18 protein-coding genes are annotated in these 22,245 nt (G+C 77.0%); 8 read left to right on the forward strand and 10 right to left on the reverse strand.

Annotated elements, in window-relative coordinates:
• Window positions 1-447 precede the first annotated feature (447 nt).
• A complete protein-coding gene (locus AB8M62_RS00675; protein ID WP_369068309.1) occupies window positions 448-1,797 on the forward strand; it encodes an MATE family efflux transporter in 1,350 nt (449 codons plus the stop codon).
• Window positions 1,798-1,801: 4 nt separating this feature from the next.
• Here the strand turns inward: AB8M62_RS00675 and AB8M62_RS00680 are convergent, their stop codons facing one another.
• Both AB8M62_RS00680 and AB8M62_RS00685 read right to left on the reverse strand, forming a co-directional pair.
• Entirely contained in the window at window positions 1,802-2,584 is a 783-nt protein-coding gene (locus AB8M62_RS00680; RefSeq protein ID WP_369068310.1) for a carbon-nitrogen hydrolase family protein, read from the reverse strand.
• Window positions 2,585-2,633: 49 nt separating this feature from the next.
• Window positions 2,634-3,458, reverse strand: a complete 825-nt coding sequence (locus tag AB8M62_RS00685; protein ID WP_369053144.1) for a class I SAM-dependent methyltransferase — start codon at window positions 3,456-3,458, stop codon at window positions 2,634-2,636.
• Between the two features lie 281 nt (window positions 3,459-3,739).
• Between AB8M62_RS00685 and AB8M62_RS00690 the strand changes: the two genes are divergently transcribed.
• Window positions 3,740-4,147 carry an ASCH domain-containing protein gene (locus AB8M62_RS00690; protein WP_369068311.1) on the forward strand — a complete coding sequence of 136 codons (408 nt, stop codon included), beginning with the start codon at window positions 3,740-3,742 and terminating at the stop codon, window positions 4,145-4,147.
• Between the two features lie 77 nt (window positions 4,148-4,224).
• Here AB8M62_RS00690 and rplI read toward each other — a convergent pair whose 3' ends face one another.
• The 6 genes from rplI to AB8M62_RS00720 all read right to left on the reverse strand — a co-directional run bounded on the left by rplI (window position 4,225) and on the right by AB8M62_RS00720 (window position 9,923).
• Window positions 4,225-4,677, reverse strand: a complete 453-nt coding sequence (rplI, locus tag AB8M62_RS00695; RefSeq protein ID WP_369053141.1) for a 50S ribosomal protein L9 — start codon at window positions 4,675-4,677, stop codon at window positions 4,225-4,227.
• Window positions 4,678-4,691: 14 nt separating this feature from the next.
• The gene (gene rpsR, locus AB8M62_RS00700; protein WP_369053140.1) at window positions 4,692-4,928 is read right to left on the reverse strand and encodes a 30S ribosomal protein S18; all 237 of its coding nucleotides are present in this window, start codon (window positions 4,926-4,928) and stop codon (window positions 4,692-4,694) included.
• A 113-nt stretch (window positions 4,929-5,041) separates the two neighbouring features.
• On the reverse strand, window positions 5,042-5,626 hold the full coding sequence (locus AB8M62_RS00705) for a single-stranded DNA-binding protein (protein ID WP_369068312.1): 585 nt from the start codon (window positions 5,624-5,626) through the stop codon (window positions 5,042-5,044).
• A complete protein-coding gene (gene rpsF / locus AB8M62_RS00710) occupies window positions 5,626-5,922 on the reverse strand; it encodes a 30S ribosomal protein S6 (RefSeq protein ID WP_369053138.1) in 297 nt (98 codons plus the stop codon). The genes AB8M62_RS00705 and rpsF overlap by 1 nt, the downstream gene beginning before the upstream one ends.
• A 235-nt stretch (window positions 5,923-6,157) precedes the next feature.
• Window positions 6,158-7,591 (reverse strand): glycosyltransferase 87 family protein, encoded by a 1,434-nt coding sequence (locus AB8M62_RS00715; RefSeq protein WP_369068313.1) that lies wholly within the window; start codon window positions 7,589-7,591, stop codon window positions 6,158-6,160.
• A gap of 67 nt (window positions 7,592-7,658) precedes the next feature.
• The gene (locus AB8M62_RS00720; protein ID WP_369053135.1) at window positions 7,659-9,923 is read right to left on the reverse strand and encodes a transglycosylase domain-containing protein; all 2,265 of its coding nucleotides are present in this window, start codon (window positions 9,921-9,923) and stop codon (window positions 7,659-7,661) included.
• Between the two features lie 266 nt (window positions 9,924-10,189).
• Between AB8M62_RS00720 and AB8M62_RS00725 the strand changes: the two genes are divergently transcribed.
• The gene (locus AB8M62_RS00725) at window positions 10,190-11,548 is read left to right on the forward strand and encodes an MFS transporter (protein ID WP_369068314.1); all 1,359 of its coding nucleotides are present in this window, start codon (window positions 10,190-10,192) and stop codon (window positions 11,546-11,548) included.
• Window positions 11,549-11,559: 11 nt separating this feature from the next.
• On the opposite strand, the gene AB8M62_RS00730 is transcribed toward AB8M62_RS00725, so the two are convergent.
• The gene (locus AB8M62_RS00730; protein WP_369068315.1) at window positions 11,560-13,521 is read right to left on the reverse strand and encodes a serine/threonine-protein kinase; all 1,962 of its coding nucleotides are present in this window, start codon (window positions 13,519-13,521) and stop codon (window positions 11,560-11,562) included.
• Between the two features lie 265 nt (window positions 13,522-13,786).
• Between AB8M62_RS00730 and AB8M62_RS00735 the strand changes: the two genes are divergently transcribed.
• The 5 genes from AB8M62_RS00735 (at window position 13,787) to AB8M62_RS00755 (ending at window position 21,771) form a co-directional block, all read left to right on the forward strand.
• The gene (locus tag AB8M62_RS00735; protein ID WP_369068316.1) at window positions 13,787-15,649 is read left to right on the forward strand and encodes a diguanylate cyclase domain-containing protein; all 1,863 of its coding nucleotides are present in this window, start codon (window positions 13,787-13,789) and stop codon (window positions 15,647-15,649) included.
• A 198-nt stretch (window positions 15,650-15,847) separates the two neighbouring features.
• Window positions 15,848-17,161: an ABC transporter substrate-binding protein gene (locus tag AB8M62_RS00740; RefSeq protein WP_369068317.1), complete on the forward strand. Its 1,314-nt coding sequence runs from the start codon at window positions 15,848-15,850 to the stop codon at window positions 17,159-17,161.
• A complete protein-coding gene (locus AB8M62_RS00745) occupies window positions 17,155-18,108 on the forward strand; it encodes a carbohydrate ABC transporter permease (protein WP_373694822.1) in 954 nt (317 codons plus the stop codon). The genes AB8M62_RS00740 and AB8M62_RS00745 overlap by 7 nt, the downstream gene beginning before the upstream one ends.
• Window positions 18,105-18,932, forward strand: coding sequence for a carbohydrate ABC transporter permease (locus AB8M62_RS00750; protein WP_369053127.1), 828 nt, complete (start codon window positions 18,105-18,107; stop codon window positions 18,930-18,932). Before AB8M62_RS00745 ends, AB8M62_RS00750 begins: the two co-directional genes overlap by 4 nt.
• A gap of 58 nt (window positions 18,933-18,990) precedes the next feature.
• Window positions 18,991-21,771, forward strand: coding sequence for an alpha-L-rhamnosidase (locus tag AB8M62_RS00755; protein ID WP_369068319.1), 2,781 nt, complete (start codon window positions 18,991-18,993; stop codon window positions 21,769-21,771).
• A 34-nt stretch (window positions 21,772-21,805) separates the two neighbouring features.
• Here the strand turns inward: AB8M62_RS00755 and AB8M62_RS00760 are convergent, their stop codons facing one another.
• A complete protein-coding gene (locus AB8M62_RS00760; protein WP_369053265.1) occupies window positions 21,806-22,213 on the reverse strand; it encodes a pyridoxamine 5'-phosphate oxidase family protein in 408 nt (135 codons plus the stop codon).
• Between the last annotated feature and the right edge of the window lie 32 nt (window positions 22,214-22,245).

Genomic DNA, 22,245 nt, shown 5'->3' on the forward strand with positions numbered 1-22,245 from the left:
CGCTCGTACGGCTCGCTGCCCACCGACGGCCCGCGATCGCCCTGGCCGCCGCGGCCGCGCTGGCCCCCGCGGCCCGACCCGTCCGCACCCTCGCGCTGCTGGGCCGGGCGGTCCTCGTAGGTCGTCACGTGCGCGCAGCCCCTCTCCCCGGCTCACCCCACCGCCGGGCCCACCGCGGGCCCGCGCACGAGCAGTCCTACCGGGAACCTCCGACACTGACCGACGGCACCCGGCCCGGTCAAACCGCCCTGTGCACAGGGTTGTCGACAACCTGTGGACGGCTGGGGACCACTGGTGCACAGGGGGTGGACAACCCTGGGGACAACTCCGGGACCGGTGCCCCCCGACCACCGGTGCACGACGCTGACCTGCGACGATGCGCGTCCCCACCTGTCCACCAGGTGTGGAGGACGAGAACCTCGGGACATCGGGAGGGTGGCGTGCGGGTTGCGGTCCGGTGACGGTTCGCGCGGGGGGCTCAAGGTCGGGCGCCGGGATGCCGAGATCCTGCGTCTGGCGGTCCCCGCCCTCGGCGCGCTGGTGGCCGAACCGCTGTTCCTGCTGGCCGACTCGGCGATCGTGGCGAGCCTGGGCACCCTGCCGCTGGCGGGCCTGGGCGTGGCCGGGGCGCTGCTGGCCACGGCCGTCAGCCTCTTCGTCTTCCTGGCCTACGGCACGACGGCGGCCGTGGCGCGCCGGCTGGGCGCCGGGGACCTGCGCGGGGCCCTCGCGCAGGGCGTGGACGGGATCTGGCTGGCGCTGCTGCTGGGCGTGGCGACCGCCCTGGTCGTCGCCCCGCTGGCCGGCCCGCTCGTCACCGCCCTGGGCGCCTCCCCCGAGGCCGCCCCGTACGCCGTGACGTACCTGCGGGTCAGCCTGGTGGGGCTGCCGGGGATGCTCGTCGTGCTGGCCGCCACGGGCGTCCTGCGGGGCCTGCAGGACACCCGCACCCCGCTGGCCGTGGCCGCCGGCGGCGCCGCGCTCAACGTCGCGCTCAGCCTGCTGCTCGTGCTCGGCCTCGGCTGGGGCATCGCCGGCTCGGCCGCCGGGACCGCGGCCACCCAGCTGCTGATGGCGGTGGTCCTCGTGGTCGTCGTCGCCCGCGGGGTGCGCCGCACCGGAGCGCCCGTGCGCCTGCACCCGCTGGGGGTGCTGCGCAGCGCCCGCGCCGGCGTCCCGCTGCTGGTGCGCACCCTGACGCTGCGGGTGGCGCTGCTGGTGACGACGTTCGTGGCGGCCCGCCAGGGCGACGCGGGGATCGCCGCCCACCAGGTCGCGATGACGGTGTGGACGACGACCGCGCTGGCCCTGGACGCCCTCGCCATCGCCGCGCAGGCGCTCGTGGGCCGTGCCCTCGGCGCCGCCGACGTGGACGGGGTGCGGGCCGTCGTGCGGCGCACCGCGCAGTGGGGCGTCGCCGTCGGCGTGGTCCTCGGCGCCGCCCTCGCGCTCGCCGCCCCGCTGGTGGCCGGGCTCTTCGCCCCCGACGAGCAGGTGCACCGCTACCTGACCGCCGCCCTCGTCGTCGTGGGCGCCTCGCTGCCCGTCGCGGGCTGGGTGTTCGTCCTCGACGGCGTCCTCATCGGCGCCGGTGACGGCCGGTACCTGGCGCTCGCGGGCGGCGCGACGCTGCTGTGCTACCTGCCGTGCGCGCTGGCCGTGCTGGCGCTGGCCCCCGCCGGGCGGGCCGGCCTGGTGTGGCTGTGGATCTCCTTCGCGGGCGTCTACACGCTGGCGCGCCTGGCCACCCTCGTGCACCGCGTGCGCACGGACCGGTGGGTGGTCGTGGGGGCCTGACCCCTCACAGGCGGCGGTTCGCCAGCACCGGCAGCGCGGCGCGCACCGCGTCCACCGCGTCCAGGTCCACGTCGACGACCAGCCGGCCCGGCCCGGCCCCGAGCCGCCCCAGCACCTCGCCCGTCGGCCCGGCCACCGTCGAGAAGCCCACCCCCGTCGGCGCGGACCCCTCCGTCGGGACGGCCGGGGCGGCCTGCCCGCAGGCCACGACGACGCTCGTGGCGTCCAGCGCCCGCGCGCGCACCAGCAGGTCCCACTGCTCGACCTTGCCGGGCCCGGCGCCCCAGGAGGCGGCCAGGACGACGAGACGGGCGCCGCGCTCGGCGTACGCGGTGAACAGGCCGGGGAAGCGCACGTCGTAGCAGGTGGCCAGGCCGACCGGCTCGCCGTCCACGGGCACGAGGACGGGCCCCTCGCCGGGCTCGACGGCGTCGGACTCGCGGTGGCCGAAGGCGTCGTAGACGTGGACCTTGTCGTAGGTGGCGCGCACGCCCGGGCCCGCGGCGAACAGGGTGTTGCGGACCCGGCCGCTGGTGCCGGGGGTGAACCCGCCGGCGACGACGGTCAGGCCGGCGGCGTCGGCCAGCTCGCCCAGCCGGGTGGCCCACGGCCCCTCGGCGGGTTCGGCGACGGGGCCGAGGGGGACGCCGAAGCGGCACATGGTCGCCTCGGGCAGCACGAGGAGGCGGGCGCCGGCGTCGCGGGCGGCGGCGACCTCCGCGGCGACGAGGTCGAGGTTCGCCGCGGGGTCGGCGCTGCTGGAGACCTGGGCGAGCGCGACACGCACACCGGCAGGGTGCCAGAGCCGCCCGTCCCCCCGCGCCGCGCCGGGCGCGTCAGGCGCGGGTGCCGACGGCCAGCAGGTACTCCATCTCGTAGCGGGAGCGCCCGGGCCCACCGCGGTCCTGCTCGCGCTCGAAGCGGTCCAGGGCCTCGTCGAACTCGCGCGCGCGGCCGGTGCGCTCCGCGTGGGCGCGGACGGCGATGGTGGGCCCGTAGCACTGCACGAAGTGGCGGACGAAGCCGTGCTCCTCGGGGAAGGCCGTCACCTCCAGGACGCCGCGCTCCAGCGCGGTGAGGTGGACCCGCTCGCCGAGCAGCTCGCGCAGGTGCTCCTCGTCGCCCCACAGCGGTGCCGGCTGCGCGCCGGGCGGAGGGGGCGGCGCGAAGGGCGCCATCGTGCGGAACAGCGCGCCGACCAGGCCGCCCGGTGTCCAGCTGAGCAGCCCGAGGGTGCCGCCGGGCCGGCACACCCGCACGAGCTCGTCGGCGGCCTCGCGGTGGTGCGGGGCGAACATGACCCCGATGGAGGACAGGACGACGTCGAAGGACGCGTCGCCGAACGGCAGGTGCTCCGCGTCGGCCTCCACCCACTCCAGCTCCAGGCCGGCGGCCTCCGCCCGGCGCCGCCCCGCCTCCAGCAGGGCGGGCGTCAGGTCGCTCGCGGTGACGCGGGCGCCGCGCTCGGCGGCCGGCAGCGACGCGTTGCCGGTGCCGGCGGCGACGTCGAGGACCCGCGCGCCGGTGATCGACCCGCAGGCGTCCACGAGCCGGGGCCCCAGCGGCAGCAGGAACGTCTCCACCATCCGGGCGTAGTCGCCGGACGTCCACATCGCGCGGTGCCTCGCCTTGAGCTCCGCGTCCTCGGTGACAGCGGTCATCGGACTCCCCTCTCCTCCTGCGGTCGGTGCGGCGGTGCGTCCGGCGGTCCGGTGCGCGGCGGTGCGCGGCGGGCGGGGGGCGCGGCGTCGGCCCCCGCGGGCCGGACGGTGCGTCGGGCCCGTGCGCGGGAGGGTGCTCGACCGGCTCGTGGCGGGTCCGACGCGAGGTGCCGGGGCGGCACCGCCCCGGTGTGACGCCGGTCACTGTCCCACTCGGGCGGGTGCGGGGGAAGGGCCCGGGAACTCCCGGTGGGCGCGCACCGGCGTGGGAGGGTGCCGCGGTGACCTGGCCTCGCGTCGACGGACTGCGCAGCATCGAGTTCGGCTCCCCCGGCGCGGTGCGCACCGAGCTCGTGGGCCTGGTGCTCGCGGGCGCGAAGACCGCCACCGCGGGCCTGCTCGAGCACGACTACGCCGCCGAGGGCGAGGAGGTCGAGCACGTCGGGGAGCGGCTGGCGGTGCTCGACGACTCCGGCGCCCGGGTGGCGACGGTCCGTGTCACGGAGGTCCGGGTGGTGCCCTTCGCCGCGGTGGACGACGCCTTCGCCCGCGACGAGGGCGAGGGGTACGAGGGCCACGAGGACTGGGCGCGCTCGCACGAGCGCTTCTGGGCCGCCCACGCCGGGGTGGCCGTCCGCGCGGACACCCCCGTGGTGTGCCTGCGCTTCGTCCTGGAGACCGGCGCCTGAGCGGACGCGACGCCGCCGGACGCGCGAGGGGCCGGCCGCGCAGCGCGCGACCGGCCCCTCGTGGTGGTGCTCCCTCGTCAGGCGCTGGCCTCGACGACCTCGACGGTCACCGTGGCGGAGACCTCGGGGTGCAGGCGCACCAGCGCGGTGTGGGTGCCCACGGCCTTGATCGGCTGCGGGACCTCGACCTTGCGCCGGTCGACGGCCGGGCCGCCGGCGGCGGTGACGGCCTGCGCGATCTCCGCGGGGGTGATCGCGCCGAAGAGGCGGCCGCCCTGGCCCGCGCGCGCCGCGAGGGCGACGGTGCGGGACTCCAGCGACTGCTTCACGGCCTTGGCCTCGTCCAGGGTCGCGATCTCGCGGGTGCGGCGGGCCTTGCGGATCGCCTCGACCTGCTTCTCGCCGCCCTTGGTCCACGGCGTCGCCAGGTTGCGCGGCAGGAGGAAGTTGCGGCCGTAGCCGTCCTTGACCTCCACGACGTCACCGGGCGTCCCGAGACCGGACACCTCGTGGGTGAGGATGAGCTTCATCTCGTGTCCCCTCCTCAGCGGGCGGAGCTGCTGTAGGGCAGCAGCGCCATCTCGCGGGCGTTCTTGATCGCCTTGGCGATCTCCCGCTGCTCCTGCACGGACACGCCCGTCACCCGGCGCGCGCGGATCTTGCCGCGGTCGGAGATGAACTTGCGCAGCAGCGCGGTGTCCTTGTAGTCGACGCTCTCGATCTTCGCGGCCTTGAGCGGGTTCTGCTTCTTCTTGGGCTTGCGCACGGGCACCTTGGCCATCGTGGTGCTCCCCTCTCGTGGAGCCCGGGAGTCGTCCCGGGATGGTGGTGTGGTTCTTCAGTGACCCCCGGCCGGTGCGGCACCGCCGCCGCGGCCCGGGGTCGGGACGACCGTCAGAACGGCGGGTCGTCGTTGGACGAGCCGCCCCAGCCACCGCCGCCGCCCTGGCTCCCGCCGGAGGGGCCGGTCGCCCACGGGTCGTCCTGCTGCTGCTGGCCGCCGCCGGAGCTCGCGCCCCAGCCACCGCCACCGCCCTGGCCGCCGGAGCCGCCCTGGCCGCCGCCGAAGCCGCCGCCCTGGCCACCGCCGCCGAACCCGCCGCCGCCACCACCGCGCTGGGTCTTGTTGACCTTGGCGGTGGCGTAGCGCAGCGAGGGGCCGACCTCGTCGACCTGCATCTCGATGACGGTGCGGCGCTCGCCCTCCTTCGTGTCGAAGGTGCGCGACTGCAGGCGGCCGGTGACGACCACGCGCATGCCGCGGGTGAGGGACTCGGCGACGTTCTCGGCCGCCTCGCGCCACACGGTGCAGTTCATGAAGAGCGCCTCGCCCTCCTTCCAGTCGTTCGCCTGACGGTCGAACGTCCGGGGGGTGCTGGCGACGCGGAAGTTCGCGACGGCGGCACCGGAGGGGGTGAAGCGCAGCTCCGGGTCGTTGGTCAGGTTCCCGACCAGCGTGATCGTCGGCTCGCCGGCCATCAGGCGGCCTCGGAGCGGAGCAGCTTGGTCCGCAGCACCGCCTCGTTGAGGTTGAGCTGGCGGTCCAGCTCCTGAGCCACGGCCGGCTCGGTGTTCAGGTCGATGACGGCGTAGATGCCCTCGGACTTCTTCTTGATGTCGTAGGCCAGACGGCGACGGCCCCAGATGTCGACCTTGCCGACGGTGCCACCGCCCTGGCGCACGACGTTCAGGAAGCGGTCGAGCGACGGACCCACCGTGCGCTCTTCCAGCTCCGCGTCGAGGATCACCATGAGCTCGTACTGACGCGCGCTCATTACCCCACCTCCTCCGGTCTCAGCGGCCGCGGTCTCTCCGCGGCAGGAGGGTCGATCGGCGTCGTCCCCGCCGCGCGCGCCGCGGGGACGCGAGAGCGGGGGACCGCACGAGTCTACCGGTCTCCCGGCACCCACCCTGCCGCGCGCGTGCCCGCCGCCCGGCGGCCGTCCACAGCCCGGCCGCCGCCGGCCGGGTCCGGGCGGGTGTGGACCCGGCGGGCGCGGACCCCCGCGCTCAGGTGACGCGGACCACCAGGGCGTCCGGGGCGCGGTCGAAGACGCCGCCGGCCGGGTCGTCGGCGCCGCCGGCGCGCACCGGGTCGCGGCGGGGCGCGCGGGCGTCGCGGGCCGCGGCGGCCACCAGCCACGCCACCCCGGCCACCCGCAGCAGCAGGAGCAGCGCGTACAGCTCCGGCGGCAGCGCCCGGTCGGGCACCGACTGCCCGGCGATGAACAGCCACACCGCGGCGAAGTACGCGGCCTCGGTGGCCCACCACAGCAGGTGGTCGCGCCAGCGCGGCACCGCCAGCGCCGCCAGCGGCAGCAGCCACAGCGAGGCCTGCACCGGGAAGGAGGGGGCCAGCACGCACCAGCCGGCCACGAGGGCGAGCGCCACCTGCGGCAGCCGCGGCCGGCGCGGCAGCCACAGCACGAACAGGGCCACCAGCAGCGTCCAGACCACCCAGCCGGTGACCGCGAGCGCCGTCACCGCCGCCCCGGGCAGCCCCTGCGCGTCCGCGGACCCCGCGGAGGCCGCCCACAGCTGCGGCAGCAGCCACACCGACCCGTACCCGGCGCGCTCGCCCGCCCACGTCGTCAGGTGGGCGCTCCAGGCGGCGCGGTCGACCAGGGCCACCGGCAGCGACACCGCCAGCCAGGTCAGCGCCGCCACCCCCGCCGTCCCGGCGACCGCGCGGGCGCGGCCGCAGCGCAGGCCCACGACCAGCAGCGCCAGCAGCAGCAGCGCCGGCCACGTGCGGGCGGCGGCGGCCAGGCCGACGAGGACACCGGCCAGGACCGGCCGGCGGCGCGCCCACGCCGCCAGGCCCGCCGCGGCCAGCGCCACCCCGAGCAGGTCCAGGGACACCAGGGAGGTCAGCACGAGCACCGGGCTGGCCGCCACGAGGAGCGCGTCCCAGCCGCGGCGGCGCCCGGCGGCGACGGCGACGGCCGCGACGACGGCCAGCGCCGCCAGCGCCAGCGCCACCGCCATCGCGTCGAAGTAGGCGCGCTGGGCGGCGACGCTGACCTCGTCGGGGGCGAGCAGGCCGAGCAGCCACGCCAGCGCCGCCGTCAGCGGCGGCTGCCCCAGCGAGACGCCGTCGCCGTACGGGCCGAGGCCCTGGGCCAGCCCGGAGGAGGTGTAGACGACGGGACCGTCGGCGTAGCAGGCGTGCCAGAACTGGTCGGGGGTGTTCCACCCGGCGGTGCGGCAGTGGTGCTTGCTCACCGCGCCCAGCGCCACGGCGACGGCCGCCACGAGCAGGGCGACGGGCAGCGGGCGCGCCCACCACGGCGCCCCGGGGCCCAGGCGCCGGCCGGCGGGCCCGCCGAGGACCTCGCTGCCGGCGCGGGCGACCGGGTCGGCAGCGGTCGGGGCGACGGGCTCGACGGGCCTGATGGGCCTGGCGGGCCTGGCGGGCCCGGTGGGCGGGCGCTGGGAGCTCACCCGAGCAGCGTGCCGCAGGCGGGCCGCCCGCGGGTGGTCAGGGCGCGGGTGGTCAGGGGACGAGTGGTCAGGGGACGGGCGCGGCGTCCGCGCCCTCGTCGGCCTGCGGCGACGCTTCGGCGTCGCCGCCACCGCCGCCGCTGTCACCACCGCCGCCGTCACCACCGCCGCCGTCCGGGGCGGTCGGCGGCGCCGTGGGCGAACCGGTGGCGGTGCTGGTCGGCGTGCCGGTCGGCTGCTCCGCCGGCTCCTCGGTGGCCTCGTCCGAAGCCTCCTCGGTGGGCTCCTCCGTCGGCTCCTCCGTGGCCGTCGGGGACTCGCTGGGCGACTCCTGCGCGGTGCGCGACGGGGTGGAGGACGGGGTGGACGCCGTCCCCGAGGAGCTGGAGGACCCCACGTAGCTGGGCGAGGGGAAGTCCGCCTCCGGGACCCCCTGCAGCGCGGCGCGCACGAACGACGTCCAGATGCGCACCGGGTACGAGCCGCCGGTGACCTCCCCGCCGCCCAGGGACAGCTTCTCCGGCCCGGACTCGCCCACCTGGTACATCGCGACGCTGGCGGCCAGCTGCGGGGTGTACCCGGCGAACCAGGCGGACATGTTGCCCGAGGACGTGCCCGTCTTGCCCGCGGCCGGGCGGCCCAGGTTGCGGGCGTAGCGGCCGCTGCCCTGCTGCACGACCTGCTGCAGGGCGTACGTGGTGTCGGCCATGACGTCCTCGGCGAACACGCGCCGCTGCGTCGGGGAGGCGGTGTAGACGCGGGTGCCGTCGGCGTCGTCGATGCTCTCGATGGTGTGCCAGTCGTTGCGCACGCCCTGCGCGGCGAAGGTCGCGTACGCCTGCGTGACGTCGATCGGGTGCGGCGAGGCCGTGCCCAGGACGTTGGACAGGGTCGTGTCCGCGTCACCGAGGGTGTTGGTGTCCGCCGGGTAGCCGGCGTCGACCGCGACCCGGCGGGTGGCCTCGGGGCCGACCTCGTCGTTCAGCTGCACGTACGTCGTGTTGACCGAGTTGGCGGTGGCCGTCACGAGGTTGATCCGCCCGTAGCTGGAGCCGCCGAAGTTGCGGAACGTGTTGCCGTCGACCGTCATCGGGCTGGCGCCGCTGTAGGTGCTGCGCAGCGAGACGCCCTGCTCCAGCGCCGCGACGAGGGTGAACGGCTTGAACGTCGACCCGGCCTGGGCGATGTCCTGCGTCACGGCGTTGCGGTTGCGCTGCAGGTAGTCGGCCCCGCCGTACATGGCCCGCACCCCGCCGGTGGCCGGGTCGATCGCCGACAGCGCGACCTGCAGGCCCTCGGGGACGCTGGCGGGCAGCTGGTCCTGCACGGCCTGCACGGCCGCCTCCTGCGCCCGCGCGTCGAAGGTGGTGACGATGCGGTAGCCGCCGCGGTCGATCTGCTCCTGCGTCAGGCCCGCGGCGCTCTCCAGCTCCGCGCGCACCGTCGTCAGCAGGTAGCCGTCCGGCCCGCGCAGGGCGTCCTCGCGCTGCTCCTGGACCGTCTCGGGCAGCCCGGCGGCGGCCCGGTCGTCCGCCGACAGCCAGCCCTCGGAGACCATGCCGTCGAGCACGTAGTCGACGCGGGCGGCGGCGCCCTCGGGGTCGTTGAGGGGGTCCAGGGCGCTGGGCGCCTTGAGGACGGCCGCCAGCAGGGCGGCCTGGGAGACGTCCAGCTCGCCGACGTCGCGGCCGAAGTACGCCTGCGCGGCGGCCTGCACGCCGTAGGCGCCGCGGCCGAAGTAGACGGTGTTGAGGTAGTCCTGCAGCGTCTCGTCCTTGGTCTGCTGCTGGTCGATCTTCAGGGCGAGGATGAACTCCTGCGCCTTGCGCGCGTAGGAGCGCTCGGAGGTCAGGTAGTAGTTCTTCACGTACTGCTGCGTGATCGTCGAGCCGCCCTGCTGCGAGCCGCCGCGCACGTTGTTCCACACCGCGCGGGCGATGCCCGTCGGGGAGACCCCGCGGTTCTCGTAGAAGGAGCGGTCCTCGGCGGCCAGCACGGCGTGCTGCACGACGTCGGGCACCTCGTCGATGCCCACGACCTCGCGGTTGCGGGCCGCGAAGGTGCCCAGCTCCGTCTGCCCGTCGCTGAAGTAGACGGTGCTGATCTGCGCGTCGGCCAGCTCGTTGGGGTCCGGCACGTCGGTGACGGCGTAGGCGGCGGCGAGCCCGCCGACCCCCAGCACGGCGCCGGCGGCGACGAGGCCGGCGAGCCAGGCCAGCGCGCGGCGGCCGCGGCGGCCCTTCCGGGCGGCGGGTCGGGCGGCGGGGCGGCGCGCGGCCGGCTGCTGCGGCCGGCGCTGCGCGGACCCGGGGGCAGGACGGCGTCGAGCCACTGCGGTGCGTTCCTCCGTGGTGGGGGCGGCGTGCGGGACCGGCACGCACGTCGGGTGCTGGTGATCCATCGGCAGGAGCGGTGCGCCCCTCGAGATCCCCGGCCCGTCCAGTATGCGCGGGCCGCGGGGTGCTCCGCGCCGCGCGGGCGCCGCGGCCGGCGGCGCTCACGACACCTCCACGCGCCGACCGCACCCCGCCCGCTCCCCCACCGACGGGGGCCTGCCCCCGCCGACCCCGCTGCGTACCGTGACGGTGTGAGCGCGCGGTGAGGGCGGGACGGCCCGGCGGGGACGCCCGGGACGGCGCGGACGCCGGCGTCCCCGCCGAGCTGCGGCAGCTGCTGGCGACCCGGCGCTACCGGCACCTGATGGCGGTGCGGCTGGTCGGGCAGGCCAGCGACGGCGCCTTCCAGGCCGGTCTGGCGACGCTGTTCTTCTTCGCCCCCGAGCGGCAGGCCACCCCCGCCGGCGTCGCGCTGGCCTCGGCGGTGCTGCTGCTGCCGTTCACGGTCGTCGGCCCCTGGGCGGGCGTGCTGCTGGACCGCCGCCCGCGCCGCTCCGTGCTCGGGTGGGGCAACCTGCTGCGGGCCGCGCTGGCCGCCTGCGTGGCGGTCGCCCTGGCGCGCGGCGCCGGCGACGTCGTCCTCGGGGTGCTGGCGCTGGCGACCCTGTCGGTCAACCGCGCCCTGCTCGCCGGGCTGTCGGCGGCGCTGCCGCGGGTCGTGGCCCCCGGCCGGCTGGTCCTGGCCAACTCGATCACCCCGACGGCCGGCACCGTCGCGGCCGGGGCGGGCGCCGCGGTCACCGTGGGCGTCGCCGCGGTCCTCGGCACGGACGCCGGCGCCGACGTCGGCGCGCTGTGCGTGGCGGCCGCCGCGTACGCGGCCGCGGGGCTGGTCGCGCTGGCCTTCCCCCGCGACCTGCTGGGGCCCGACCCCTCCCCCCGGCCGTCCGGCGGGCGCTCCGGCACCGGACCCGTCGCCGTCGTCCGGCGCGCCTCGCGCGACGTCGCGGCCGGGGTCGCGCACCTGCGCGAGCGGCGCGCGGCGGCCGCCGCGCTGGGCGTGGTGGCCTGGCACCGGTGGGCGTTCGGGCTGACGACCGTCGCCGTCGTGGTGCTGTGCCGGCGCACGCTGGCCCCGGTGGAGGACCCCTCGCGGGGCCTGGCGGTGCTCGGCGTCCTGCTGACGGCCGTGGCCGCCGGGTCGGGGGCGGCGGCGCTCGCGGCCCCCTGGGGCGCCCGGCGCGAGCGCGTCACCGCGTGGATCCGCGGCTGCCTGCTGCTGGCCGGCGCGGCCCAGCTGCTCGTGGGGCTGACCACGGACGTCGTCGCGCTGGCGGTGGCCGCGTTCCTGCTCGGGGTGGGCGGGCAGGGCGCCAAGATCGGGGTGGACACGGTGGTGCAGCGCGGTGTGGACGACGCCTACCGCGGGCGCGTCTTCACCGCCTACGACCTCGTCTTCAACGTCAGCTACGTGCTGGCGGCCGGGGCGTCGGTGCTGCTGGTGCCCGACGACGGCCGCCTGGGCGTCGTGGCGGTGGTGCTGGCGTGCGGGTACGCGCTCGTCGCCGCCGCCCACGGGCGGGCCGGCGCGCGCCCGCCCGCCGGGGCGCGCGCGTCCTGACCCGGGCGGGGTCAGGGCAGGGGGACCTCGGCGTCCGGGGGCGTGACGTCCTCGGAGGGCTCCGGCGAGCCGGTGGGGCCGGCGGTGCCCTCCTCCTCCTCCTCCGGCGGCTCCTCCGGCGGCGCGCTCGTCGGCTCGGGCTCGACCACCGGCGGGGGGGTGACCACCGGAGGGGCGGGCGTCGAGACCGGCGGCGGGGTGGTCGGCGGCGTGGTCGGCCGCGGCGGGCGCGTGGGCCGCGGCGGCCGCGTCGGGCGGGGCGGCGGCGCCGAGGACGGCGGCGGGGGCGTGAGGGTGGGCGGGGCGGGCGTGACCGGGGGCGGCGCGGTCGTCGGCGGCGCGGTCGGCGCGCTCGTCGGCGGCGCGGTCGTGGGCCGGGGCGGCACGGCCGGGGCGGGCGTGAACGGGTCCGGCGGGGTCGTGGAGGGCGCCGGCGGCCGGGCCGGCGGCGGCAGCGGCAGACCCGTGGTGGGGTCGACCGCCGACGGCGGGGGCGAGCCCTCGAGCCCGGACGGCGTGCCCGAGGGGACGGCGGAGGTCGCCGGGGGCGCGGTGCGCTCGCCCGTGCGCGCGGAACCGCCGGCGCTGCCCGAGCCCCCGGTGCCCCCGCCCGTCCCGGTGGGCGCCTCGGCCGGGGCGGGAGCCTCCTCGGGCAGGGCCACGGACGGCGGCGCGGCGGTGGTGGTCACCGGCGGCGGCTGCACGATGGCCACGGGGTTGGGGACGTCGGCCAGCCGGCCCTGCTGGACGGCGGCGATGGCGATGCCGGTGCCCGCGGTGGCCAGGACCAGCGCGCCGACGACGGCGGCCACGGGGCGGCGCGGCAGCGAGCGCACGTCCGCCAGCACGCCGCTCTCGCGGCGGTGCGCGGCCCGGGACGAGCCGGCGGGCACGGCCTCGTGCAGGGCGGCGGCCCCGAGGGCCGCGGTGGCCGCGCCGTCGAGGCCGAAGTGCGACCCCGCGCCGGTGTCCGCCAGCGCGCGCAGACCGTTCACCCACGCCGGCAGCCGGTCGGGACGCTGCGCCGGGTCGTCGGCCAGCGCCTGCAGGAGCAGGTCGGCCAGCCCGGCGTGCGGGGCGGTGGCCGGGGCCACGGCGAGCTGGCGGCGCACCAGCGCGGTGTCGAGCCCGCCGTCGGGGCCGACGGCCGGCGGCTGCCCGGTGAGCAGGAAGACCGCGGTGGCGCCGAGGCCGAAGACGTCCCCGGCGGAGGAGGGCAGCGCGCCCGCGCGCACCTCCGGCGCCGTGTACGGGCCGACGGAGGGCCGCAGCGGCCCGGTGCGCAGCCCGCCGAGGCTGGCGCCGGCCAGGCGGACGCCGTCGGCGGGGCGGAACCCGGCCAGCCGCACCGAGCGGGGCGTGATGTCGCCGTGCACGAGGGGCGGGGACTGCCCCGACCCGCGGTGCAGCTCCTGCAGGACACCGGCGGCCGTGGCCAGGACGACGAAGCGGTCCTCCAGCCCGGCGCCGGGGTCGTCGCGCAGCCAGTCGGCCACGGAGCGGCCGGAGGCCTGCTCGAGGACGGCGTACTGCCACAGGGGCGCGTCCAGGTCCAGGCGGCCCGGCGGGTGCGGGGCGGGACCGGCGAAGGACGTCACGACGCGGGCGAGCGCCTCGTGCCGGACCCGGGCCAGGCCGGCGGCGCGCTCGCGCCAGACCCCGGCCGGGTCGAGCGGGGGGTCCGCGGCGCCGCCGGCGCCGTCCTCGCCGTCCTCGCCGTCCTCGCCGTCGGGCGTCTGGTCGGACAGCCGGTCGGCGGCCGGCTCGGCGGCCGGGCGCAGGGCGGCGAGGGTGAACAGCGCCTCCCCGGCCGGGGCGCGGTGGTCGAGCACGTGCCACGCCTCGTCGGCGCCCTCGGTCTCCCCGAGCAGCTCGTAGCGGTCGGGGTCGTCCGCCGGGCCCGCGCGGTGGCGGAGCACCGACGGCGCGTCCGGCGCCGTCAGCCGCTCGTCCGGCCAACCCTCGCTGCTCACCGGTGGCACCTCCGCGCCTCGGCGGTGCCCGGGGGCACCGTGTACGGGCCTCTCATGATGCCCCATCCGGGGGACGGCGACCCCCGTCCGCGGGCGTGGCGGGCCCGCCGGGCTCGACGCGGCGGCCGGGGAGGGGTACACGCGCCCGCACGCGCGGACGCGCACCACCCCCGGACCACCACGCCCGCTACGACGCCGCGGCGCCGCGGCGGGTTCCCCCGACCGGGCGCTCAAGCCCGGGACGCGACCTGCCGATGCAGCGTGCGTGATCACGACCACGGAGCGTGTCGAGACAGCGGCCGCCACCACCCGTCCGGCGCAGCCGCGGACGTCGCGCGAGGACCGCGTGCGCGGCGGCGGGGTGCGGCTGGCCGTCAGCACCGCCCTGGTCGTGGCCCTGCTCACCGCCCTCGTGCCGCACCTCGTGGGCGCCGCCGAGCCGGGCGGCGCGCCCTGGTGGCCGGCCGCCGGCGTCGCCCTCGCCCTGGCCGCGCGCCGGCCCGCCCGCCGCTGGTGGGTGGTGGCCGGGACCCTCGTCGGCGCGCTGCTCGGCGCCCGCGCCGGCGGGGACGCCGGCACAGCCACCCTCTTCGCCACCGCCCAGGCCCTGCAGGTGGCCGTCGGCGGCTCCGTCGCGGGGCTGCTCACCGGCGGGCGGCCCCTGCGGCTGCGCCGGGGCCGCGACGCCTGGCGCCTGCTCGCCGCCGGCCTGGCCGGGACGCTGGCCGGCGCCTGCCTGCAGGCGCTCGGCGGCCAGGGCCTCGTGCACCACCTGCCCGCGCAGCTGCTCGGGGTGATGCTCGTCGCGCCGCTGCTCCTGCTGCCCGTGCCGGGCCCCGCGCTGCGCCGCCAGCGCGCGCTCGTCCTCGAGCACGCCGTCGCGCTGCTCGCCGCCGCCGGCGTCTCGACCGCCGTCCTCTGGACCCCGGCCCCCGGGCCGTGGTCGTTCCTCGTCGTCGTCCCCGTGCTGTGGGCCGCGGCGCGGCTGGGCACCGGACGGGCGCTCAGCTGCCTGCTCGTGGTGGCCCTGGTCGCCACGGCCGGCAGCGCGGGCGCCTCCGGGCAGCTGGGCGCCGAGCAGGCCACCCGCGCCCTGCAGGGGCTGCTGCTGACGGCCGGTGCCGTGACGCTGGTGATGTCGCTGGTGGTGCGCTCGCGCGACCGCGCCGTGGTGGACGCCCGCCGGCGCGAGGAGCTGTTCCGCCGCACCTTCGACGACGCCCTGCTCGGCGTCGCCCTGCTGCGGCTGCGCGCCGACGGCACCGCCGTCGTCGCCCGCGTCAACGACCGCCTGACGAGCCTGCTGGGCCGCGGGGTGGCGGTGGGCAGCGACTGGTCCGAGCAGGTCGCCGACGAGCACCGCGAGGGGTTCACCGCCGCGGTCGTCGACATGGTCGAGCGGGTGCGCGAGGGCGAGGCCGCCCACTGGCACGCCGAGCTGCGCCACGGCGGCCCCGACGGGGAGGGCACCTGGCTGGAGCTGGCCGCGGCCGCCTGGCCCACCGCCGGCGACCCGGCCACCGGCGAGGTCGCCGCGGTCGTGCAGGTCGTCGACGTGACCCAGCGCCGCCTCGTGCAGCGCCGCCTGCGCGAGGCCGCGCTGCACGACCACCTGACGGGCCTGCCGAACCGGACGCTGCTGGAGGACCGGCTGCGCCACGCCCTGACCGGCGCGCGGCGCTCCGGGCGCGAGGTCGCCCTCCTGTACTGCGACCTGGACGACTTCAAGCCCGTCAACGACACCGGCGGGCACGCCGCGGGCGACCACGTGCTCATCGGGGTGGCCGAGCGCCTGGCCGCCGCGGTCCGCCCCGGCGACACCGTCGCGCGCCTGGGCGGCGACGAGTTCGCCGTCGTGTGCCCCGACCTGCCCGACGGCGACGCGGCGCTGGCCGTGGCGCAGCGGATCGTGGAGTCGATGGCGCAGCCGTTCGAGGTCGCCGGGTGGAGCTTCCCCGTCGGCATCAGCGTGGGCCTGGCCGTGGCCGCGCCCGGCCAGGACGCCGCCCGGGTCCTGCAGGAGGCCGACGCGGCGATGTACGAGGCGAAGGGTTCCGGCAAGGGGCGGGTGCGCTCGGCCGGTCCGCGCGTGGTGGACCTGCGCGCGCGCCGCCGCAGCCAGGGCTGAGAGCGCGCCCACCGCGCCACGAGGCCCGCTGCGGGGCAAGGGAAACGTTTACCGCGCGTCCGCGCGGGGGTCGGTCCGGCACAGGCGTTGACGCTGCGGCCGGACCGACCTACTGTCGTGGGCACCTGAGGTTGAAACGTCTCAGTCCGGGCGGGAGGGACCCGCCCGGCAGTTGATCTCGATGAGGAGACCAGCGACATGGCCCGACCCCGCACCCGTGCGCTCATCGCCGCGGCGGCCCTCGCCGCGCTGCCCCTGTCCGCGTGCAGCGCGGGCTCGCTGGGCTCCTCCAGCGAGGAGGGCGTCACCGCGATCACCCTGCTCGTCGGCAACGCCGAGGAGAACGTCCTGGCCGCCGAGGCCGTCGCCGAGGCCTTCGAGGCCGAGAACACCGACGTCGACGTCACCGTCGAGACGCGCCCCGGCGGGACCGAGGGCGACAACCTCATCAAGACCCGGCTGGCCACCGGCGACATGCCCGAGGTGTTCGTCTACAACAGCGGGTCCCTGCTGCAGGCGCTCAACCCCCAGCAGCAGCTCGTGGACCTGTCCGACCAGGAGTGGGTCGGGAACGTCGACCAGGCCTTCCTCGACGCGGCCGGCGGCGAGGACGGCACCTACGGCGCCCCCTTCGGCGCCGTGCAGGCCGGCGCCGTCCTCTACAACAAGGCCGTCTACGAGGAGCTGGGCCTGGAGGTCCCGCGGACGTGGGACGAGTTCCTGGCCAACAGCCGCGCGGCCCGCGACTCCGGCCGGGCGGGCATCATCCAGACCTACGGCGAGACGTGGACGTCCCAGCTGTTCGTCCTCGGCGACTTCCACAACGTCCTCGCGGCCGAGCCGGACTTCCCCGAGCGCTACACCGCCAACCAGGTCGGCTACGCCACCTCGCCCGCGGCGCTGCGCGGCTTCGAGCACCAGCAGGAGGCCTTCGAGGAGGGCCTGTTCAACGAGAACTTCCCCTCCGCCCTGTACCCGGACGGCCTGGCGCTGCTGGCCGAGGGCGAGGGCGTGCACTTCCCGATCCTCACCGGCGTCGTGTCCGAGCTGGCCCAGAGCTTCCCCGACGCGATCGACGACATCGGCGTGTTCGGCCTGCCGGGCGACGACGCCGCCACCAACGGCATCACCGTCTGGACCCCCGACGCCGCCTACATCCCGGCGACGACCGAGGGCGCGGAGCTCGACGCCGCCAAGCGGCTCGTGGCCTTCATCGCCAGCCCCGCCGGCTGCGACGCGCAGAGCGAGGGCTCCCTGCCCACCGGCCCCTACCCCGTCCAGGGCTGCGAGCTGCCCGAGGAGACCCCCGCGGCCGCCGACGACATCCAGGTGTACCTGGACGAGGAGCGCGCCACCCCCGCGCTGGAGTTCCTCTCCCCCGTCAAGGGTCCCAACCTCGAGAACCTGACCGTCGAGGTCGGCTCCGGCATCCGCCCGGCGGACGACGCGGCGCGCCTGTACGACGAGGACGTCGCCAAGCAGGCCCAGCAGCTGGGCCTCGAGGGCTGGTGACGGACCCGGTGGCGACCGACAGCCCGGCGCGCGCCGCCCGGGCGGCCTCCGCGCCCCGGCCGGGAGGACCCGGCCGGGGGCGGGGGCGCCGCCGGCGCAGCCCGTACCCGACCTGGTTCTACCTGCCCGCGGCGGTCGTGTTCGGCGTCCTGTTCGTCCTGCCGACGTTCGCGTCGTTCTGGTTCAGCCTCACCCGCTGGACCCTCTTCGACAGCGAGTTCATCGGCCTGGACAACTTCCGGCTCTTCTTCGACGAGCCGCAGCTGGTCACCGGCCTGCGCAACACCGTCGTCTACGCCGTGCTGACCTCCGGGGCCAAGGTGGTCCTGGGGATGCTGCTGGCCCTGTTCCTCACCTCCCAGGTGGCCGCCCGCGGGTACCTGCGCTCGGTCGTCTTCTTCCCCGTCCTCGTCAGCACCATCGGCGTCGGCATCACCTTCCAGGTCCTCATGGACCCCTTCGGCGGGTTCATCAACGAGGCGCTGGCGGCCGTCGGCATCGAGGGCCCCGGCTGGCTGACCGACCCGCGGTGGGCGCTGTACTCGGTGGCGCTCGTGGACGTCTGGAAGGGCGTGGGCCTGGCGACCCTCATCTTCATCGCCGGCATCGTCACCATCCCGCGCGAGTACTTCGAGGCGGCCCGCGTCGACGGCGCCGGGCCGCTGAAGAACTTCCTGCACATCACGCTGCCGCTGGCCCGCGGGGCCACCGCCACCGTCATCACGCTCTCGCTCATCGGCGGCCTGCGCTCCTTCGAGCTCATCTGGGCGATGACCCGCGGCGGGCCGGGCTTCACCTCCGACGTCATCGCCTCGGTGATCTACAAGCAGTACCAGGCGGGCTTCTACGGCCTGTCCACCGCGGGCAACGTCGTCCTCTTCCTCCTCGTCACGGCGATCGTCCTGCCGCTGACCTGGCTGCTCAACCGCCGGGAGGTGGAGCTGTGAAGGCCCTCTACCGCTGGGGCGGCGGCGCGCTGGCGATCGTCGTCACCGGGGTCGTCTTCATCGTCCCCTTCGTCTTCATCCTCCTGACGGCGATGAAGACGCGGGCCGAGGCCAACCGCCTGGAGTTCTCCTGGCCCACCGAGATGGCGGTGGTCCAGAACTTCGTCGAGGTGCTGGAGACGCGCAACTACATCCTCGTCATCGCCTTCATCAACTCGACCATCCTCACCGTCGCCAGCGTCGCCGGCATGGTCGTGCTGGCCGCGATGGTCGCCTTCGTCCTGCAGCGGCGCCCCAGCCGGTGGAACCCCTTCGTCAACTTCCTCGTGCTGTCCGGGCTCATCATCCCGCCGGCCGTCGTGCCGACCATCTGGGTCCTGCAGGCCATCGGGCTGTTCCGCACGATGCCCGGCCTCATCCTCGTGCAGATCGCCTTCGGGCTGTCCTTCTCGATCCTGCTCTTCCGCGCCTTCATCGCCACCATCCCCCGCGAGGTCGACGAGGCCGCGGTCATCGACGGCGCGGGGCCGCTGCGGCTGTTCTTCACCGTGGTGCTGCCGCTGCTCAAGCCGGTCGTCGTCACGGTGGTCGTCGTGCAGGCCGTCAACGTCTTCAACGACTTCGTGACGCCGCTGTACTTCCTGCCCGGCGAGCGCAACGCGACCGTGCAGCTGACCCTCTACAACTTCCAGAGCCAGTTCACGACGCAGTACAACCTGCTCTTCATGAACATCCTGCTCATCACGATCCCGATGCTGCTGCTGTACGTCTTCTTCAACCGGCAGATCGTGGGCGGGATGACCTCCGGCGCCGTCAAGGGCTGACGCGCCGGCCACCGACCGGGAGGACTCCCCCGTGCCCGCGACACCCCAGGTGGTCCGCGTGACCGCCGAGCACGCCACCGACCGCACCACCGTCGCCACCGCCCGGCCCCGGATCAGCTGGGTCACGGAGTGCGCGACCCCCGGGTGGTGGCAGGCCTCGGCGGAGGTCGAGCTGACCGGCCCGGCCGGCACCCGCACCGCCGTGCTGGAGGGCGAGGACTCCGTCCTCGTCGGCTGGCCGTTCGAGGACCTGCGCCCGCGCGAGGAGCACGCGCTGCGGGTGCGGGTCACGGGCCGGGACGGCTCCGTCTCGGGCTGGAGCGAGCCGCGGCCCGTGGTCGCCGGGTTCCTCGCCGACGGGGAGTGGTCCGCGGCCACCGTCGGCCTCGCGGATCCCGCGGGCCCCGCGCAGCCGGTGCTGCTGCGGCGCGGGTTCACGCTCGACGCGCCGGTGCGGCGCGCGTGGCTGTACGCGACCGCGCAGGGCGTCTACCAGGTCGAGGTGAACGGCCGCGAGGTCGACGACGAGGTCCTCAAGCCGGGCTGGACGGCCTACGACCACCGCCTGCTGCACGAGAGCACCGACGTCACCGGCCTGCTGACGGCCGGGGAGAACGCCGTCGGCGTGCGGCTGGCCGGCGGCTGGTTCTGCGAGACGTTCCCGCTGGACCGGATGGGCACGCGCCGCTACGGCGAGCAGCCCGCCGCCGCGCTGCAGCTGGTCGTGGAGCTGGCCGACGGCACCACCCGGACGATCACCACGGACGGGGACTGGCGCGCCACCGGGGAGGGTCCGCTGCGGCGCAGCGGCATCTACCCCGGCGAGACGTTCGACGCGCGCCGGGCGCTGCCCGGCTGGTCCTCCCCCGGGTTCGACGACTCCGCCTGGGCCCCGGTGCGCGTGGACGGACCGTGCCCGGTGCCGGAGGCGCGGCTGTCGCCCGGCGCCCGCCGGCTGCGCGAGGTGCCCGTCGCCGAGGTGCTCACCACACCGTCCGGGCGCACGGTCCTCGACTTCGGCGAGGACCTCGTCGGGTGGGTGCGGTTCACCGTCTCCGGACCGGCCGGGGCCACCGTGACGCTGCGGCACGCGGAGGTCCTGGAGGACGGGGAGCTGTGCACGCGTCCGCTGCGCAGCGCGGAGGCCACCGACCGGTACGTGCTGGCCGGCACCGGCCGCGAGACGTGGGAACCGTGGTCGACGTTCCACGGGTTCCGCTACGCCGAGGTCGACGGCTGGCCCGGCGACCTCGACCCCGCCGACGTGGTCGCCGTCGTGGTCTCCAGCGACCTGCGCCGCACCGGCTGGTTCGAGTGCTCCCACGAGCTGCTGTCGCGGTTCCACGACAACGTCGTGCGCGGCACCGTCGGCAACTTCCTGCACCTGCCGACCGACTGCCCCCAGCGCGACGAGCGGCTGGGCTGGACCGGCGACATCCAGGTGTTCGCACCGACCGCCTCGGCGCTGCTGGACTGCGACGGGTTCCTCACCTCCTGGCTGCGCGACCTGGCCCTGGAGCAGGCCGACCACGACGGCGTGGTGCCGTACGTGGTGCCGAGCGTGCGCCCGCACGTGGTGCCCGCCGCCGCGTGGGGCGACGCGGCCACCGTCGTCCCCGCCGTCCTGCACGAGCGGTTCGGCGACACCGGCGTGCTGGCCGCCCAGTACGCGAGCATGCGCGCCTGGGTGGACGTGGAACTGGCCGCCGCCGGGGAGCGCCGGCTGTGGGAGGGCGGTTTCCAGTTCGGCGACTGGCTGGACCCCGCCGCCCCGCCGGACCGCCCCGGCGAGGCGCGCACCGACCCCGACCTCGTCGCCACCGCGGAGCTGTTCCGCTCCGCGGACCTGCTGGCGCGCACCGCCCGGCTGCTGGGCCGGGAGGAGGACGCCGGGCGGTACGGCGACGCGGCCGAGGAGGTGCGCCGGGCCTGGCTGCGCGAGCACGTCACCCCCGCGGGGCGCGTGGTCGGCGACACCCAGACCGCGTACGCGCTGGCGATCCGGTACGGCATCGTCACCGACCCGGAGGTGCGGGCCGCGCTGGGCGGGCGCCTCGCGCACCTCGTGCGCGCCGCCGGGTACCGCGTCGCGACCGGGTTCGTCGGCACCCCGCTGGTGTGCGACGCGCTGACGGCCACGGGCCACGACGAGGCCGCGGCGCGGCTGCTGCTGCAGACCGAGTGCCCCTCGTGGCTGTACCCGGTGACGATGGGCGCCACGACCGTGTGGGAGCGCTGGGACAGCCTCCTGGAGGACGGGTCGGTGAACCCCGGCCAGATGACCTCGTTCAACCACTACGCGTTCGGCGCGGTCGCGGACTGGCTGCACCGCGTCGTCGCGGGCCTGGCCCCGGCGGCGCCCGGGTACCGGCGCATCGAGGTCGCCCCGCACCCCCTGCCCGGGCTCGACTCGGCGCGCTTCGTCCACGACACCCCCTACGGGCGGGCCGAGGCCGGCTGGCGGCGCGAGGACGGCGAGCTGGTCGTGACCGCCGTCGTGCCCACCGGCACCACGGCGCGCGTGCGCCTGCCGTGGGCGCGCGAGGAGGTCCTCGACGTCGTCTCCGGCCGGCACGAGTGGCGCGGCGCCGACCCCGGCGTCGGGCCGGCACCGCGGGGACCGGTGACGCTCGCCTCCAGCCCCGCCGACGTGCTGGACCACCCCGCCGCCTACGCGGCGCTGATGGCGACGCTGCGCGCCCACGACGAGGACCTCGCCCGGGCGGTCCGCGACCAGACGCGCTGGGTGCCGCGGGGCCGCCTGGCCGACGTCCTGCGGCGCGTGCCGCTGCCGGTGCAGCAGCGCGCGGACGAGGCGGTGCGGGCCGCGACGTCCTGAACCGCCACGTCCTGGACCCGGGACGTCCGGCGGCTCAGAAGACGGTGCGGCGCACCGTCTCCGGGTGCAGGACGAGCCGCACGTACCGCTCGGCGAGCAGGCCCTCGCGGTCGGCGGCGCGCACCGGGTCGCCCAGGTCCCAGTAGCGCGCGGCCAGCCGCTCGGCCAGCTCGTGCGCCCCGTCGGTCTCCACGGTGACGGGCCCGGCCACCGAGACCCAGTGCTCGCGCTCGTCGGCGGGCGCGGCCACGACGAGGGAGGCGCGCGGGTCGCGCTCCAGCCGGCGCACCTTCAGCGAGCCCGGCGGGGTGAACAGCTGCACCTCGTCGTCCGCGGTCAGCTCGAACCACACCGGGCGCGGCTGCGGCGGGACCGGGCCGGCGGCCGCGGTGAAGAACCCGAGCAGCGGCCGGCGCAGCAGCTCGCGGTCCTCCCCGGTCAGCCGGTCGGCGCGGTGGTCGGGGCGGTGGTCGG

Origin of the sequence: Kineococcus terrestris (assembly GCF_041020755.1) — a bacterium.
In the GTDB taxonomy this organism is placed as follows: Bacteria; Actinomycetota; Actinomycetes; order Actinomycetales; family Kineococcaceae; genus Kineococcus; species Kineococcus terrestris.

Coding starts and splice junctions, on each gene's coding strand:
- AB8M62_RS00685 (WP_369053144.1), bottom strand. CDS start 3,458: ATGACCGCTGTCACCGAGGACGCGGAGCTCAAGGCGAGGCACCGCGCG.
- rplI (WP_369053141.1), bottom strand. CDS start 4,677: ATGAAGCTCATCCTCACCCACGAGGTGTCCGGTCTCGGGACGCCCGGT.
- rpsR (WP_369053140.1), bottom strand. CDS start 4,928: ATGGCCAAGGTGCCCGTGCGCAAGCCCAAGAAGAAGCAGAACCCGCTC.
- AB8M62_RS00705 (WP_369068312.1), bottom strand. CDS start 5,626: ATGGCCGGCGAGCCGACGATCACGCTGGTCGGGAACCTGACCAACGAC.
- rpsF (WP_369053138.1), bottom strand. CDS start 5,922: ATGAGCGCGCGTCAGTACGAGCTCATGGTGATCCTCGACGCGGAGCTG.
- AB8M62_RS00740 (WP_369068317.1), top strand. CDS start 15,848: ATGGCCCGACCCCGCACCCGTGCGCTCATCGCCGCGGCGGCCCTCGCC.